Here is a 15457-nt window from a genome sequence, read left to right on the forward strand (position 1 = left end):
TTCCTTGCCGTGCCTCCAAGACCAGACTCCGCCCATCCAGCCCAAGACGCACGCTGCCCGGCCGGGCCGGGACAGCCCCGTTCAGCGGCCGGAACCCGGCCGGTGTGCCGCGACGGGGAGCCACGCCGGCCGATCGGGCCGTGGGAGGGCGCCGAGCCGGCCGTGGACGCGCGTCACGTGGTGGACATACCGCTCGGCGAGCGGCTGTCCCGTATCTGCTGAGAAGCGCACCGAGGGACCATGGAGGTGAGGCACCGGGGCGCACACGCCCCGGACCCCGGATGACCTGGGGAAGTGAATCGATGATGTTCTGGTACGGCCATGGCGGCGGCTGGGGCCTGTTCGCGATGACGGTGAGCATGGTCCTGTTCTGGGCGCTGATCATCACCGTCGCGGTCCTGCTCTTCCGAGCGCTCTCCCGCCCGCCGCACGGCGGTCAGCACACCGGCTGGCAGAAAGGCCCCGAGCCCGGCCACGCCGAGCAGATCCTCGCCGAGCGGTATGCCCGCGGCGAGATCGGCGAGGAGGAGTACGCGCGACGCCTGGCCACCCTGAGGGGCTCGCCGCCCGGCCCTGCCGAACAGTGATCCGGCGCAGCTACCGCCCTGTCCTGCCTCCTTCACCCGCCGCCTGGCGGGACGAGTGTGTTGTCGCTGGTCCGGCCGGCGAGATGGTCGGCGATGTTCCGGGCGGTGGTGTCGATGATCTGCCGGACGGCATCCTGGCTGAAGTAGCCCTGGTGCGAGGTGACCAGGACGTTGCCGAAGGTCATGAGGCGGGCGAGGGTGTCGTCCGCCATCACCTCCAGCGACTTGTCGAAGAAGAAGACGCCGACCTCTTCCTCGTACACGTCGAGGCCCACTCCCAGGAGCCGTCCGGCGAGCAGGGTCTCGACCAGCGCGTGGGCGTCCACGAGTCCGCCTCTGCTGGTGTTGATCAGGATGGCGTCGTCCTTCATCAGCGCCAGGGCCGCCGCGTCCACCACATGGTGGGTCGCCGGCACCAGAGGTGCGTGAAGGCTCAACAGATCGGACTCCGCGAACAACTGGTCCCGTTCGACGTACTCCATGCCCAGCGCACGGCACTCGTCGCTCGGCGCGACATCGTGGCCCAGCAGCCGCATGCCGAAGCCGGCGGCGATGCGGGCGAACGCCGCGCCGATCTTCCCGGTGCCCAGGACGCCGGCGGTCCGCCCGTGGAAGTCCCGGCCCATCAGCCCGTCCAGCCGGAAGTCGAAGTCGCGTGTGCGGGTCACCGCCCGCGGGATCCTGCGGTTGACCGCCAGGGCCAGCGCCCAGGCGAACTCCGCCACCGCGTACGGCGAGTACCACGACACCCGGGCCACCGTGACCCCCAGCGCTCGCGCCGCTGTCAGGTCGATGTTGTTGTAGCCGGTGGCACGCTGGGTGACCAGCTCGGTGCCCCCGTCCGCGAGGATCCGCAGCACTTCCTCGTCCAGGACGTCGTTGACGCTGCTGCACACCACCTGGCGGCCCGCCGCCGTCGCGGCCGTGTCCCGGTTGAGGACCAGATCGAGAGACCTCACGTCGTATGCCTCGCCCAGTGCCCGTTCCAGCAGCGGCCGCTCATCCGCGGTCACCCCGTACGCGACGACTCTCACCATGATCCGCACTCCCGTAGCCGGTCCACATCCATGATCCCGGCAGTCCTGGCGGAGCCACCAGCCGGACCGTCCACCAGGCGGTATGCCCGAGCACCCGGCGGCAAGGGCGCGGAGTTCCACGGAGCATGGAAAATGCCTGGTCAGAGCAGTGGCAGCGCCTTCCTGAGTGTGGTGTGATGGAAGTGGCGGGAGGACCCGCAAGAGACGCGGGGAAGCGGCTCGCGGCCGTGCACCGCGCAATCGGGATCCGCGAGAAGCGGATGGGCCCTCCTGTCCGTGACGCCGCCCCGGAAACGCATCCGGGGGGGCCGAGACCGTCGGCGGGTGCACGCCCGTCAAGGAGGCGCGATGTCCCTCGCCGGACGCGTCATCGCCTTCTCCGAGCTGGGCCGCTCGGACGTGCCCGTGGTGGGCGGCAAGAACGCCTCGCTCGGCGAACTCATCCAGCGTCTGACCCCCGCCGGGGTGAATGTGCCCGATGGCTTCGCCACCACCGCCGACGCCTACCGCGAGTTCCTGCGGACGGATGCCCTGGGCGACCGGATCGCCGAGCACCTGACACGTCCGCCGACGGGCGCGGCGTTGTCCGAGGTGGGCGCGGCGATCCGCGCCGACATCCTCGCCACGCCCCTGCCCGCGGCCTTGCGGGAGGAGGTCACCCAGGCGTACGCCCGGCTCGCTCACGAGGCCGGGCGTACCGATCCCGATGTCGCCGTACGCAGCAGCGCCACCGCGGAGGACCTGCCGGAGGCGAGCTTCGCCGGGCAGCAGGAGACCTACCTCAACGTCCGTGGAACCGAGGCCGTGCTGGAGGCGTGCCACCGGTGCTACGCCTCGCTCTTCACCGACCGGGCGATCGACTACCGGGAGCGGATGCGCTTCGACCAGCTCTCCGTGGCCCTCTCGGTCGGCGTGCAGCTGATGGTCCGCTCCGACCTGGGCTGCTCAGGGGTGATGTTCACCCTGGACACCGAGACGGGATTCCCGGACGTCGTGGTGGTCGACGCGGCGTGGGGGCTGGGCGAGAGCGTGGTGAGCGGGCAGGTCGATCCCGACGAGTACGTGGTGTTCAAGCCCCTGCTCAAGGATCCGGCCCTGAACCCGGTGATCCGCGTCGCGCTCGGCGGCAAGCACGTCAAGGTCGTCTATGCCGAGGGCGGCCTCACCCGCACGGTGGACACCGACCCGGCGGTGCGTACCGCGCGCGTGCTCGACGACGGCGAAGCACGATCCCTCGCCGAGTGGGCCGTGGCGGTCGAGCGGCACTACGGGACGCCGATGGACCTGGAGTGGGCCAAGGACGGCCGTACCGGGGAGATGTTCGTGGTCCAGGCCCGCCCCGAGACGGTGGAGTCCCGGCGCGCCTCGGCCGTCCTGCGGCGCTACGAGCTCACCGGCACCGGCGAGTGCCTGGCCACCGGTGTGGCCGTGGGCGAGGCGGTGGGCGCCGGCCCGGTGTGCGCGCTCGCGACTCCCGTGGGGCTGGAGCGCTTCCCGACCGGCTCGGTGCTGGTGACGTCGGTGACCGACCCCGACTGGGAGCCGCTGATGAAGCGGGCCGCGGCCATCGTCACCGACCACGGCGGACGCACCTCCCACGCCGCCATCGTCAGCCGGGAACTCGGCGTCCCGGCAGTCGTCGGCACCGGCGACGCGACGTCCGTCCTGGCCGACGGCCGTCCGGTCACCGTGTCGTGCGCCGAGGGCTCGGAGGGCCGTGTCTACGCGGGTCTGGTCGGTTACGAGGAGACGGACATCGACGTCACGGAGCTGCCCACGACGCGTACCCGGGTCATGCTCAACCTCGCCGACCCGTCCGCCGCCTTCCGCTGGTGGCGGCTGCCGGCGGACGGCGTGGGCCTGGCCCGCATGGAGTTCATGGTGGCCCACCAGGTGAAAGTCCACCCCATGGCGCTGATCCGGCCCGACCGGCTCTCCGCCGAGGAGCGACGCGCCGTCGATGAGCTGACCGAGGGGTACGCCGACCGCGCGGAGTACTTCGTCGACCGCCTGGCACGCGGGGTGGCCACCATCGCCGCCTCCCGCCGGCCCGCCCCGGTCATCCTGCGCACCAGCGACTTCAAGACCAACGAGTACGCCAAGCTGGTGGGCGGCCGTCCCTTCGAACCGGCCGAGGCCAACCCGATGATCGGGTGGCGCGGCGCGAGCCGCTACTACAGCGAGGGCTACCGCGACGGCTTCGCCCTCGAATGCCGGGCGATCCGGCGGGTGCGCGAGGGCTTCGGCCTGACCAACGTCGTGGTGATGATCCCCTTCTGCCGTACTCCGGCGGAAGCGGACCAGGTCCTGGAGGTCATGGCGCGGGAAGGACTGCGGCGCGGTGACAACGGGCTGCAGGTGTACGTCATGGCGGAGATCCCGTCGAACATCGTCCTCGCCCGCGAGTTCGCCGAGCGTTTCGACGGCTTCTCCATCGGCAGCAATGACCTCACCCAGCTCACGCTGGGCGTGGACCGCGACTCGGAGGAACTGTCCGGGCTCTTCGACGAGACGGATCCCGCGGTGACCCGGAGCATCGAATCCCTGATCTCCGTCGCCCACGACGCGGGCCGGCCAGTGGGGCTGTGCGGGCAACGGCCCAGCGACGACCCGGACTTCGCGGCCTTCCTCGTCAACGCGGGGATCGACTCCATCTCGGTGGCACCCGACAGCTTCGTCCCGGTTAAACAGCATGTGGCGGCGGCCGAGCGACAGTGAGCGGGAGCGGTGTCCCGGCAGCGCCCACCCGTGGAGGTGGTCATCGTGACGCGACCGCTCGCCGTGGGCGTCGACGGCTCGCAGGAGAGCCTGGCCGCCGCGGTGTGGGCAGCGCACGAGGCGGTGATGCGGAGCGCGCGGCTGCGTATCGTGCACGCGCTGGAGTGGAGGACGAGCAACCTCCAGTTCTCCCCCGGTCTCTCCGCCCAGCGCGAATGGGCGGAGGGCCGGATCGAGAGAGCCCTGCGAGAGCTCGCCACGACGCGTCCGGGCCTGCGCGTCGACGTGGCCGAGGTTTCCGAGCCGCCGGCGAAGGCGCTCCTCGAGGCGGCCCGGGAGTCGGAGCTGCTCGCGCTGGGGTCACGAGGGCTCGGCGGCTTCGAAGGGTGGCTGCTGGGCTCGGTGAGCCTGGCGGTGATCGCCCACGCGACCGAACCGGTGGTGCTGGTCCGCACCGGAGCGGAGCCGCTCGTACGGGGACGCGGCGGCCCGGTCGTCGTGGGGATCGGACGGGACGGTTCGTACGGCCCTTTGCTGGACTTCGCCTTCCAGGCCGCGGCGGCCGGGCAGTCGGTGCTGCGAGTCGTCCACGTCCGGCAGCGGGAAGGGGCAGTGGACGTCGGGGGCGGAGAGGAACCGAGCGGCAGTCTCCTCGTGGGCCTCCTGGCCCCGCGGCGAGAGCAGTGGCCGCAGGTGACGGTGGACGAGTGGCTGACGGCCGGGCCGACCGCCCAGCGCCTGGTCGAGGCGGCCAGGGACGCCGGACTGCTGGTCGTCGGCCGCCAGGCGCACCGGCCGGCCCTCGGCGTGCGTATCGGACCCGTGGCCCACGCCGCGGTCCACCACGTGAGATGCCCGGTGGCGGTCGTACCGCGCAGCTGACATAAACAGGAGTAGCTGGGGTCTTCCGGAAGGGGCACGAACGTCATGTTGCAGCACCGCACGGTCGACGAGCTCATGACCCGCGACGTGGTGCGGGTACGCCCGGACACACCGTTCAAGGAGATCGTCAAAGAGCTCGCCGAGAACGACGTCACGGCCGTGCCGGTGGTGGACCCGAGCGGCCGCGTGGTCGGCGTGGTCTCCGAGGCGGACCTGATGCGCAAATCGGCCGACCAGCCCGACCCCTTCGGCCGAGTGCCCGTGCCCAGTCTCGAAGCCTGGGAGCGGGCCAGGGCGGAAGGCGCGCGGGCCGAGGAGATCATGTCCGCTCCCGCGGTCTGTGCCCGGCCGGAGTGGAACGTGGTGGAGACGGCCCGGCTGATGACCGCCCAGAACGTCAAGCGCCTGCCCGTGGTCGACGAGACCGACCAGCTCGTCGGCATCATCAGCCGGGCCGACATCCTGCGCGTCTTCCTCCGCGAGGACGCCGCCATCCGCTCCGAGATCGAACGAGACCTCCTGACACACACCATGGGCCTGGTGCCCTCGGCCGTGCGGGCCGAGGTGTCCGAAGGACAGGTCACCCTCACCGGCAACGTCGAGGCCCGCAGCACGATCCCGCTCATCGAACGCCTGTGCCGGTCCGTGGACGGTGTCGTCTCGGTCCACCAGCGCCTGACCTACACGACGGACGACACCGGCGGCGGCTTCCCCGCCTCATGACCGCACGGGGCGCCCTGACGAGGAGACGGAGACGCACGACACGCGGCCCACCGTCGACGTCGGCCTTCGCCTGGACGGACCAACGGGCTGAACGCCGTCCGGCCCGGTCGGCGCGCAGCGCCGGCACGAGCCTTCGCGTTCTGCCCCCTGGGATCGAGGGCCACGTCGACGCGCAGGTCAGCCGCGGCCGGAGCGTCCTCATCACCGGAGCGGCCGGGCACATCACCGGCCCGAGCACGGTCGAAGCCCTCGCCACCCGCCCCGGAGCCGGGCCCTGGGCCGGCGGGAAGCGCGACCTGTGGATCCGGATGCGCCCCGGCCAGGTGATTGGGCGCACCCTTCACATCCGGTGATCCTCAGCCTTCCTGCCGTCCCGGCAGTTCCACCGAGGTCACCTCGCCCGGCGACAGGGTGAGCGTGCGATCGGGCAGGACGATCCTGAGCGCCGACTCCTCCGAGTCCGGCACGCTGACCGTCAACTCGCCGCCGCGTACCCGCACTCCGATGCCCCAGTGTCCCCGGTAGCGCAGCGTGAAGCCGAACTCGGAGAGCTCCCGCAGCTCCACCGGGTCCAGCCACAGGGCGTCCTCCCGGGTCTCCAGACCCGTCAGCCCGCGCTGGACCAGGTCCAGGGTGCCGGCCATGGCACCGAGGTGGATGCCCTCCGGCGTGGTGCCGCCCTGGAGGTCCGCGACGTCGCTCTCCAGGGCCTCGCGGCAGTACCGCCAGGCGTCGGCACGGCGGGCGCGGGCCAGGACCCAGCCGTGGACGACCTCGCTGAGCGTGGAGCCATGGCTGGTGCGCCGCAGGTAGTAGTCCACTGTGCGCTGCCACAGCTCGTCGGTGAGCCGGTACCCGAGGCGCTCGAACAGCGAGGCGAGCTCGGCCGGCGAGAAGAGGTACCCGAGCATCAGCACGTCCGCCTGCTTCGACACCTGGTACCGGTTGACCGCGTCACCCTCGGCCTCCAGGACGCGGTCCAGCCGCCGGATGTCACCGTAACGTTCCCGGTAGCGGACCCAGTCCAGCTCGGCCAGTTCCCCGTAGCCGTCGAACTGGCTGATGACCCCTTGGTGGAACGGCACCGTCAGACGCCGGGAGATCTCCTCCCACAGCGGGAGTTCGCCGGCGTCGAGCCCGCCGCGCTCGACGAGTTCCTGCCGGCGCCTGACGGGCAGGCTCAGGACCAGGTCGAGAGCCTTGGCGAGGACCCAGGCGGCGGTGACGTTGGTGTACGCGTTGTCGTCGATCCCGGGCCGGCCGACGTCGGGGTAGGCGTCGTGATACTCATCGGGCCCGACGACACCGCGGATGCGGTACCGCCCGCTCGCCGGGTCGAGAACCGCGCTGCTCGCCCAGAACCGGGCGATCTGCACCACCATGTCCGCGCCCTTGGTGTGCAGATAGCGGGTGTCTCCGGTGGCCTGGCAGTACTGCCACACGTTGTACGCGATCGCGGAGCCGACGTGCCGCTGGAGCGAGCTACGGTCGGGCAGCCAGCGGCCGGAGCGCGGATTGAGGTGCAGCCGCTGGCTCTCCTCCCGGCCGTCGCTGCCGCTCTGCCACGGATACATCGCACCGGCCCGCCCCACCTGCCGCGCCGCCCACAGGGCCTGCGGCAGTCGCCGGTGACGGTAGTTCAGCAGAGCACGCGACACCTCGGGGAAGTGCAGGTCAAGGTAGGGCAGCACGAACAGCTCGTCCCAGAAGACATGTCCCCGGTACGCCTCCCCGTGCAGCCCCCGCGCCGGCACGCCGACGTCGAGGGCCGCGGTGTGCGGGGAAAGCGTCTGCAGGACGTGGAAGAGGTGCAGACGCAATACGTGGCCCGCCTCGCCCGGCACCTCCAGTTCCGCCCGCCTCCACAACTGCCGCCAGGCGACCGCGTGCGAGCGGAGGAGCGCGGTGAAATCCGGTGCGCGGGCCACCCGTTCGACAGCCGCGCTGACAGGATCGCTGATCGCCCGGTCGCGGGACGTGTGCACCGCCACGGTCTTCACCAGGGTGACGGGCTGCCCGTCGGACAGGGCGAGGTCGAAGCGGTGGACTGCCAGATGCTTCGCCGCGTTCAGGGAGGCCGACACCGTCGACTGCCCGACGACTTCGGCGCGCTGGGCCATGCCGATGCCGACTTCCGACGTCCTTGTGCGACAGCGGAGCCAGACCGTGTCCGGCTCCACGGCCCCGACGCGCACCCCGGTGAGGTGACGGCGATCCAGAGCGCGATAGCGGTGGACATTGGCGTTGACGACGTCCCCGTCCAGCCCGGCCTCCACCTCGATCCGCCCGGCCCACCCTTCGGCGACAAAGACCGTGCGCAGGGCTCCGAGGTGCGGGTCACCCATGTGGACCAGCCGGCACTGCTCCACCCGCAACGCCCGGCCGTCGCCTGACAGATACCGGAAGGTCCTGGTCAGCGTGCCCTCACGCAGATCGAGGACCTGCCGGTAGTCCGTGACCTCGCAGTCGTCCGGCGTGAACCAGGGCCCGGGCGCGCCGTCGGGGAACAGCAGCCGGAAGCGCAGGAGCAGCCAGTTCGGGAGGTTGACGATGTCCTCGTTCTCGACCCGCCGGCCCGCCACCGACGACACGAGCCGGTCGTAGCAGCCGGCCACGTAGGTGCCCGGACAGTGCACCGGTCCGCCCCGGCACTCGGGGGCCGCTCCCCGGGTGGCGAAGTAGCCGTTCCCGAGTGTGTGGAGCGCCTCGCGCAAGCGCTCCGCGGCGGGGTCGTAGCCCTCGTACTCCCAGCTCCACTCCCCCATGACCGGCCTCGCTTCCCGCTCCGCGCTCAGGGGGCCGAACGCCGGCGCGGGCGGCTGTCCGCCTGCTCGCGCGGCGCGCTCCAGGAGACGGGCCCGAGGAGGTCCGCCAGGCGTTGGAGGGCATCGGCGAAGAGGTCGTCGACCGGGGGCATGGTCATCGGCGCCGACACTTTCATTGCCCGGCCCTCCGTCCGCAGTGGTGCCTCAGTCGTGGGGCACCACGGCGACCGGGCACTGAGCGTGGTGCACGCACGCCTGTGCGACATTGCCCAGGCGTGGCGCCACCGGCGGGTGATGCTTGCGCCGACCGACCACCAGAAGGCCGGCGCCCTCAGCCGCCCCGAGAACGGCGCGGGCGGGGCTTCCCAGCCGGACGGTGCTGGTCATCATGACGCCGGGATTGCGCTCGCTCCACGGCTGCACGGCACGGGACAGTCTCTCCGCGGCCTCTTCGCTGATCTCGCCCGCCACGTCGGGGTCGACACCCCACGGCGCGTAGGCCTGGACCGGCAAGGGGCAGCCGTGCACGACGCGCAGGGGCACACCGCGTGCCGCGGCTGTCTCGAAGGCGAACCGCAGCACGCTGTCGCACGGGCCATGCAGGCTGACGCCGACGACCACACCGCCCTCGTCGGTACCGGCGAGCGGTCGGGCCCTGCCGGCCGATGCCCGTACGAGTACCACTGGCCGTGCGGCTCTGCCCGCCACCTGGAGGCTGATGTCGCCCAGGAAGAAGCTCTCCAGGCGTTCCAGGCCCCGTGAACCCAGCACGACCATCGTCGAGCTCACAGCGGCGTTCAGAAGCGCGGCCTCAGGTCCCTCCGCCACGAGGTCCTCAGTGACGGAGAGGTGGCGGTGCCGCTCGCGCACGGCTGTCGCGGCAGCCCGCACGATGCGCTTCGCCCAGTAGTTCTGGTCCTGGTCGGGTGAAAGGCCGGTGGCCGGTTCGCCGGCCAGCAGAACCCACGCGTGCAGAAGGCGCAGGCCCAGCCCACGCCGGTCCGCCTCGTCCGCCGCCCAGAGGGCGGCCTCAAGGCTCTCCGCGGAACCGTCGAGCCCGACGGTGATGGGTGCCGGCTCCATGGACGGTCACCTCCGTGCGATCGACGTACGCCCCTGCGGGCCCGCTGCGTGACTCGTGTCGTCTCCAGCCTGAGTCCAGCTCGGCGGAACGGCCACCGGAGTCGGCCGGGCCCGGATCAGTCCTCGACGACGAGGACGTCGCGCACGGGGCGTCGCGGCGTAAGGGGCCTCACGGTCCGTATCCGAGGCGCGGGACCATCTGCACCGGGCCGGTGCCGGTGAGGGGGCGCGCAGGGGCCGGCGCAGGTCGGGCCACTCCAGTGCCTGGGTGGAAACCAGGCCCTCGGACGCGTGTCATAACCGATCGGGCGACCTCGCCTGCCGCGGGCGTTCGCCGCGAAGAGGTCCCGATCACGCCGAACCTCCGCCGCCCGCCCGTCCGGTGGCCGCCCTGGCTTCGGCTCACGTGCGGAAAAGGAGCCGGGGCCCGCCCGGTGAGGGCGGGCCCCGGCGACGGGTCAGGCGGCCTTGACCGGCTTGGGCAGCCGGAACATCAACGCCCACATCACCGCGAGAGCGGCCACGACGTACCAGAGGCTACCCGCGAAGGCGCTGGTCACAGTGGTGCCGTGACTGCCCGCGGGGGCGTGGCCGAAGAACACCACGGAGGCCGTCGCGATACCGAGTGCGGTACCGAGCTGCATGGCGGTGTTGAACAGTCCCGCCGCGGAGCCTGCGTCCTCGTGGCCGACCTGGCTGAGGGTGAGACCGGCGAGACCCGCGCCGACCATGCCGAAACCGGCCCCGACGAGGATCATCGGAGCGACAGCGGCCACGAATGGCGTCTCGGTCTGCTGGGCGGAGACCAGCAGCTGGTAGCCCGCCAGCGTGAGAGCGATCAGTACGGCTCCGGCCTGCGGCACGCGCCGCATGTGGCGGCCCGCCCACCTGGAGGCCAGCATGGCGCCGGCCACACCGCCGAGGGAGATGGCGACGGACGCCGGGGCGAACTGCCCTGGCGTCAGGCCGAGGCCGGACTGCATGAACAGCACCCACGTCAACAGGAAGACACCGGAGACCAGACCGAAGACCAGCTGCGCGCAGAGCCCGCCGGCGAACGCCTTGCTCTTGAAGAGAGACAGTGCCACCAGCGCCGAACCGTCCTTGGCCGCCTTGGCGCGCTGCTGGGCCACGAACACGGCCAGCACGGCCACGCCTGCGGCGATCATGAGGAAGCTCCACGTCGGCCAGTGCTTCTCGCCGCCCACGGTGAGCGGGTACGCGATCAGCAGGAGACCTGCGGAGGAGAACAGCATGCCCAGCGGGTCAAGACGCCTGGCCTGCCGCTCTCGGGACTCCGGGATGAACCGGAGGGCGAACAGCACGGTGGCCAGGCCGATGGGCAAGTTGATCAGGAAGATCGCCCGCCAGCCCAGACCGGCGATGTCGGCGGAGGTCAGGACAGCCCCCAGGACAGGCCCGAGGACGCCGCCGAGCGACATGACCATCCCGTACATGCCGAACGCCTTGGCCTGCGACTCACCCTGGAAGGTGACCGCGATGGTGGCCATGACCTGCGGCACCATCACCGCCGCGCCGACGCCCTGGAGGGCCCGGGCGGCGACCAGGAACTCCGGGCCGGTCGCAATCCCGCACAGCAGCGAGGCCAGCGTGAACAGCGTGGTGCCGGCGATGAAGACCCGCTTGCGCCCGAGGAGGTCACCCAGGCGCCCGCCGGTGATCAGGGCGAGGGCGAAGGTGAGGGTGTAGGCGGCGGGGATCCACTGCACGGCGGCGCTGGAGGCACCGGTGTCCGCCTGAATGGACGGCAGCGCGGTGTGGACGATGGAACCGTCGAGCGCGTTCATCAGCTCGGCGATCAGGATCACGACGAGCGTGATCGTGGCAGCACGGGCAGCCCCTGCGGGGCGTGGGCGGCCGGTGGTACGAGTGTCGGTCGACACGGTGAGGATTCCTGTTCGTGTGCGGAAGGGAAAGGGGCGGGGGCAGCCTGGGCATGCCCCCGCACACTGTTCAGCGCGACAGGGGAAAGCAGGGTGCTACGGACCCAGGCCATCAAGGAACACCGCCGTCGAGGCATGCGTCAGCGGTCCGCCATCGCGGACCACCGGAAGAGCGCCTCAAGAACGAGCGGCTACTTGACCTGGGGGATACGTCATCACCTCGGAATAGGGCGTCGGACCCCGGAACGGGCCGACGGAAATGCAATGGAACCACAACAGACTAAGACGGCGGCCGGCCCCATGCAACGGAATAAACTCCGCTTGCGCCCGAGGCGGTGCGGCGTCTCGCCGCGTCGAGTGCGTCATTGATTCACCGCCCCCTTTCCGGCCCCGGGGCGCGCCTTTCCGTTCAACGCGGCTGAGGGCCGGGGCCGGTACATATCAATCCTCGGATGCGGGCCGCAGACGGCTCAGCAGACGCTCACTGTGGTGTCCGTAGTTTGGGTCATTGAGGGCTGCCGAGATGAAGTCGGTGTGCTCCAGACGGCGTTTCAGGCGTACTTCGAGGCAACCGACGCAAAGGACATTGTCCTCGGCGGCACCAGCGCGTTCCCACACTCCGTCGAGTACGGTGTACCACTCATCGGGGCCGTCGACGGGGGCGGTCGGCAATCCGCAGTCATCGCAAGGGAATTCGTTCCTCGGCGGCCGGCACCGGGCACCAGGCACCGCAGCGCGGATGCGGCTGAGGAGCCTGGGGGCCAGTTTCTTCCTCATGTTCAAGCGGAGACGCGACGGTCCACCTTGCCCGCCTTGATGCAAGAGGTGCACACGTTCATGCGCAGGGGCCTTCCGTCCTTGACGGCCCGGACGGACTGGATATTCGGGTTGAAGCGGCGGCTCGACCGGCCCCGGACGTGCCGGCTCTGGGCGCGGGACCCGGAGCGGGCCACGCGCTTGCCGAAGCTGGGCTGCTTGCTGCACACATCACACCGGCTGGACACTATGTCTCCTTCTCGTTCAGATCACGGCGGGCAACGGCTTGTCCGAAGGCCGACCGGTTCGGATTCTTCCAAGATCACGACGGCCCCCGAACCGGTTCCGGATCCGATATTTTTCGCTGCCACCGCGCTGACCAGCGGATATAGACGCTTGATGAGGTGTCGCGGGGGCGCGGTGAAGGTGAAAAGCATGGGTCTTCGTGCAGATCGCATTCGGGCGGCGCGGTGGCGGAGGTGAGTACGGTCAGATCCAGCCGTGGGCGGAGGCGGTGCGTATCGCCTCGATGCGGTTGCGTGCCCCGACTTTGCGGTTGACGGCGGCCAGATTGTTGCGGACCGTTCCAGGTGCGAGATGCAGGATCTCGGCGATCTCCGGGGGCGTGTGGCCGTGCGCGGCCAGGCGGAGAAGGTCGGTCTCGCGTTCGCTGAGCGGGTTGACGGGGGTGTGCAGAGCGTCAGTGACGAGCCGTGGGTCCAGGACGCGGTCGCCGCGTGCGACCCTGCGGACGGAGTCGGTCAGGTCGTTGACCGATACGCCTTTGCTCATGAACCCGTCGACCCCCACCTCCAGAGCGGTTCGCAGGGCGCTGGCGCGTTCCAGGGTGGTCAGGATGACGACGCGGCAGGAGGGCAGGGCGGCTTTGAGCTGCGCCGCGGCCGAGAGCCCGTCCAGGCCGGGGAGGTGGGTGTCGAGCAGCGCCACCGTCGGGCGGGTGCGCAGGGCGTTCGGCACGATCTCGTCACCTCGTGGCACCTGCGCGACCACCTGCATGCCGGGTTCGGACGCAAGGACGACGGACAGCGCTTCGCGCGTCAGTCGCAGGCCATCGGCGATCAACAGTCGGATCATGGGGGGGCGGTTGTTCCTCGTTGACGGACTCATCGGCGGGTGAGAGCAGCGGCCGGGACCGGTGGTCGCGGACCTTGCCGTCCAGGCGGCTGCCGTGCGGCACACCCGGGGCCCGGACGTCGCTGTCCGGGCCCCGGAGAGGGCTGCTTCTAGTGCGTGGCGTGGCGCTTGGGCAACCAGAACATGAGCGCCCACATCGCGAGCAGGGCGGCGATGACGTACCACAGGGTTCCGGTGAACGCGGCAGTGACGGTGGTGCCGTGGCTGCCGGCCGGGGAGTGGGCGAAGAACACCACGGCGGTCGATGCCGTGCCCAGCGCGATGCCGAGCTGGGTCGCGGTGTTGAAGAGCCCCGACGCCGACCCGGCGTGCTCGTGGCCGACCTGGCTCAGCGTCATGTCGGCCAAGGCCGCTCCCATCATGCCGAGGCCGAGGCCGACCGCCGGCATGGGCAGAACCGTCAACGCCGGGGAAAGCCCGGTGTTCTGCTCCGCGATCAGCCACGCGTACCCGGCCAGGCTGGCCGCGGCCAGCAACGCGCCGGCCTGAGGGGCGCGCCTGCCGTGCCGGGCGGCCGGGCTCATCGCCAGCCAGGCGCCGGCCATTTCACCCACCGAGGCCGCCACAAAGCCTGTCGCGGCCTGGCGCGGAGAGAGCCCGAGCCCGTCCTGCATGAACAGGGTCCACGCCAGGAAGAACACACCGGACAGCAGCCCGAAGACGAGTTGCGCGGACAGACCCGCGGTGAACGACCTGCTCTTGAACAGCGCCAGGACGACGAGCGGGTCGCGGCCGCGCGCGGTCCTGGCCCGCTGCTGCACCACGAAGACCGCCAGCGTCAGCAAGCCCCCGGCCATCATGAAAAGGCTCCAGGCCGGCCACTGACGCGCACCACCGACGGTCAGCGGGTAGGCGATCAGCAGGAGGCCGAGGCCGGCCATGGCCATCCCCGTAAGGTCCAGGCGCCGGGCGGCGAGGTCACGGGACTCGGGGAGGTACCGCAGGCCGAGAAGCACGGTCGCCAGACCGATGGGCACATTGATCAAGAAGATCGGGCGCCACCCGAGGCCGAAGACATCGGCGCTGGTGAGCACCCCGCCCAGGACCGGTCCGGCGACGCTGCCCAGCGACATGACGGTGCCGTAGAGGCTGAACGCCCTGGCACGGGAGCCTTCGTCGAAGCTGACGTGCAAGGTGGCCAGGACCTGAGGAACCATGACCGCCGCGGCGCACCCCTGGACGACGCGGGCGGCGATCAGCAGAGCGGGCGAACCGGCCAGACCACAGAGCAGCGACGCCGCGGTGAAGACGCCGGTACCCAGGAGAAAGAGCAGCTTGCGGCCGTAGAGATCGCCGAGCCGGCCACCGGTGATCAGCCCGAGGGCGAAGGTCAGCGCGTAGGCGGCGTGGATCCACTGCACCGCGGCGCCCGAGGCACCGGTGTCCTGCTGAATGGCGGGCAGAGCCGTGTAGACGACGGAGCCGTCGAGGGCATTCATCAGCTCCGCGACCAGGACGACGACCAGCATGACAGTGCGACCACTGCCGGGACGGTGGCCCGTGGGGGCGGAGCGGGAGGGGAGGGCTTTGGTGTCAGCGGACACGACGCGATTCCTGTTCTGGCGGACAGAAAGGGGAAAAGGGGCAGGCCAGGCATGCCCGTCCCGCTTACTGCGCGACAGGAGAATCCGGGTACGGCAACGCCCAGGCCGAAGGGCAGACCGCTGCCGAGAGACGACCGCACGCTGCTGCACAGAGCAGGGGGTCAAGCCTCATGGCGAGCGGCTCTCAAGCCTGGGAGATAGGTCATCACCTCGTGACACAAACGAACGGAGCGGACAGCTCCAGGACCGGCCTCAGACTACGCACCTGATCGCAAGGCCGGCAATCGGATTTCACTCCCCCCG

Annotated in this window: 12 protein-coding genes; 4 read left to right on the forward strand and 8 right to left on the reverse strand. The window is 70.8% G+C overall.

The window, feature by feature from the left end:
* Positions 1-302 precede the first annotated feature (302 nt).
* Entirely contained in the window at positions 303-587 is a 285-nt protein-coding gene (locus tag ACZ4A5_RS26295) for an SHOCT domain-containing protein (protein WP_467589243.1), read from the forward strand.
* 32 nt (positions 588-619) lie between these two features.
* On the opposite strand, the gene ACZ4A5_RS26300 is transcribed toward ACZ4A5_RS26295, so the two are convergent.
* The gene (locus ACZ4A5_RS26300; protein ID WP_467589158.1) at positions 620-1624 is read right to left on the reverse strand and encodes a 2-hydroxyacid dehydrogenase; all 1005 of its coding nucleotides are present in this window, start codon (positions 1622-1624) and stop codon (positions 620-622) included.
* A 348-nt stretch (positions 1625-1972) separates the two neighbouring features.
* Between ACZ4A5_RS26300 and ppsA the strand changes: the two genes are divergently transcribed.
* The 3 genes from ppsA to ACZ4A5_RS26315 are packed head-to-tail and all read left to right on the forward strand — an operon-like array spanning position 1973 to position 5947.
* A complete protein-coding gene (gene ppsA / locus ACZ4A5_RS26305; RefSeq protein ID WP_467589161.1) occupies positions 1973-4342 on the forward strand; it encodes a phosphoenolpyruvate synthase in 2370 nt (789 codons plus the stop codon).
* A 45-nt stretch (positions 4343-4387) separates the two neighbouring features.
* Positions 4388-5224 (forward strand): universal stress protein, encoded by an 837-nt coding sequence (locus ACZ4A5_RS26310; RefSeq protein ID WP_467589164.1) that lies wholly within the window; start codon positions 4388-4390, stop codon positions 5222-5224.
* Positions 5225-5272: 48 nt separating this feature from the next.
* Entirely contained in the window at positions 5273-5947 is a 675-nt protein-coding gene (locus ACZ4A5_RS26315; RefSeq protein ID WP_467589246.1) for a CBS domain-containing protein, read from the forward strand.
* Between the two features lie 356 nt (positions 5948-6303).
* Here the strand turns inward: ACZ4A5_RS26315 and ACZ4A5_RS26320 are convergent, their stop codons facing one another.
* From ACZ4A5_RS26320 to ACZ4A5_RS26350, 7 genes are all read right to left on the reverse strand, one after another.
* Positions 6304-8712 carry a glycoside hydrolase family 65 protein gene (locus ACZ4A5_RS26320; RefSeq protein ID WP_467589167.1) on the reverse strand — a complete coding sequence of 803 codons (2409 nt, stop codon included), beginning with the start codon at positions 8710-8712 and terminating at the stop codon, positions 6304-6306.
* A gap of 26 nt (positions 8713-8738) precedes the next feature.
* On the reverse strand, positions 8739-8870 hold the full coding sequence (locus ACZ4A5_RS26325; protein WP_467589170.1) for a hypothetical protein: 132 nt from the start codon (positions 8868-8870) through the stop codon (positions 8739-8741).
* A gap of 46 nt (positions 8871-8916) precedes the next feature.
* Complete coding sequence (locus ACZ4A5_RS26330) at positions 8917-9795, reverse strand: universal stress protein (protein ID WP_467589173.1); 879 nt, start codon at positions 9793-9795, stop codon at positions 8917-8919.
* 458 nt (positions 9796-10253) lie between these two features.
* Positions 10254-11699, reverse strand: a complete 1446-nt coding sequence (locus tag ACZ4A5_RS26335; RefSeq protein WP_467589176.1) for an MFS transporter — start codon at positions 11697-11699, stop codon at positions 10254-10256.
* A 779-nt stretch (positions 11700-12478) separates the two neighbouring features.
* Positions 12479-12703: a 50S ribosomal protein L28 gene (gene rpmB / locus ACZ4A5_RS26340; RefSeq protein WP_467589178.1), complete on the reverse strand. Its 225-nt coding sequence runs from the start codon at positions 12701-12703 to the stop codon at positions 12479-12481.
* Positions 12704-12944: 241 nt separating this feature from the next.
* Complete coding sequence (locus tag ACZ4A5_RS26345; protein ID WP_467589182.1) at positions 12945-13550, reverse strand: response regulator transcription factor; 606 nt, start codon at positions 13548-13550, stop codon at positions 12945-12947.
* A gap of 149 nt (positions 13551-13699) precedes the next feature.
* The gene (locus ACZ4A5_RS26350) at positions 13700-15154 is read right to left on the reverse strand and encodes an MFS transporter (protein WP_467589185.1); all 1455 of its coding nucleotides are present in this window, start codon (positions 15152-15154) and stop codon (positions 13700-13702) included.
* Positions 15155-15457: the final 303 nt, after the last annotated feature.

It is taken from the genome of Streptomyces sp. NPDC025618, from assembly GCF_055558795.1.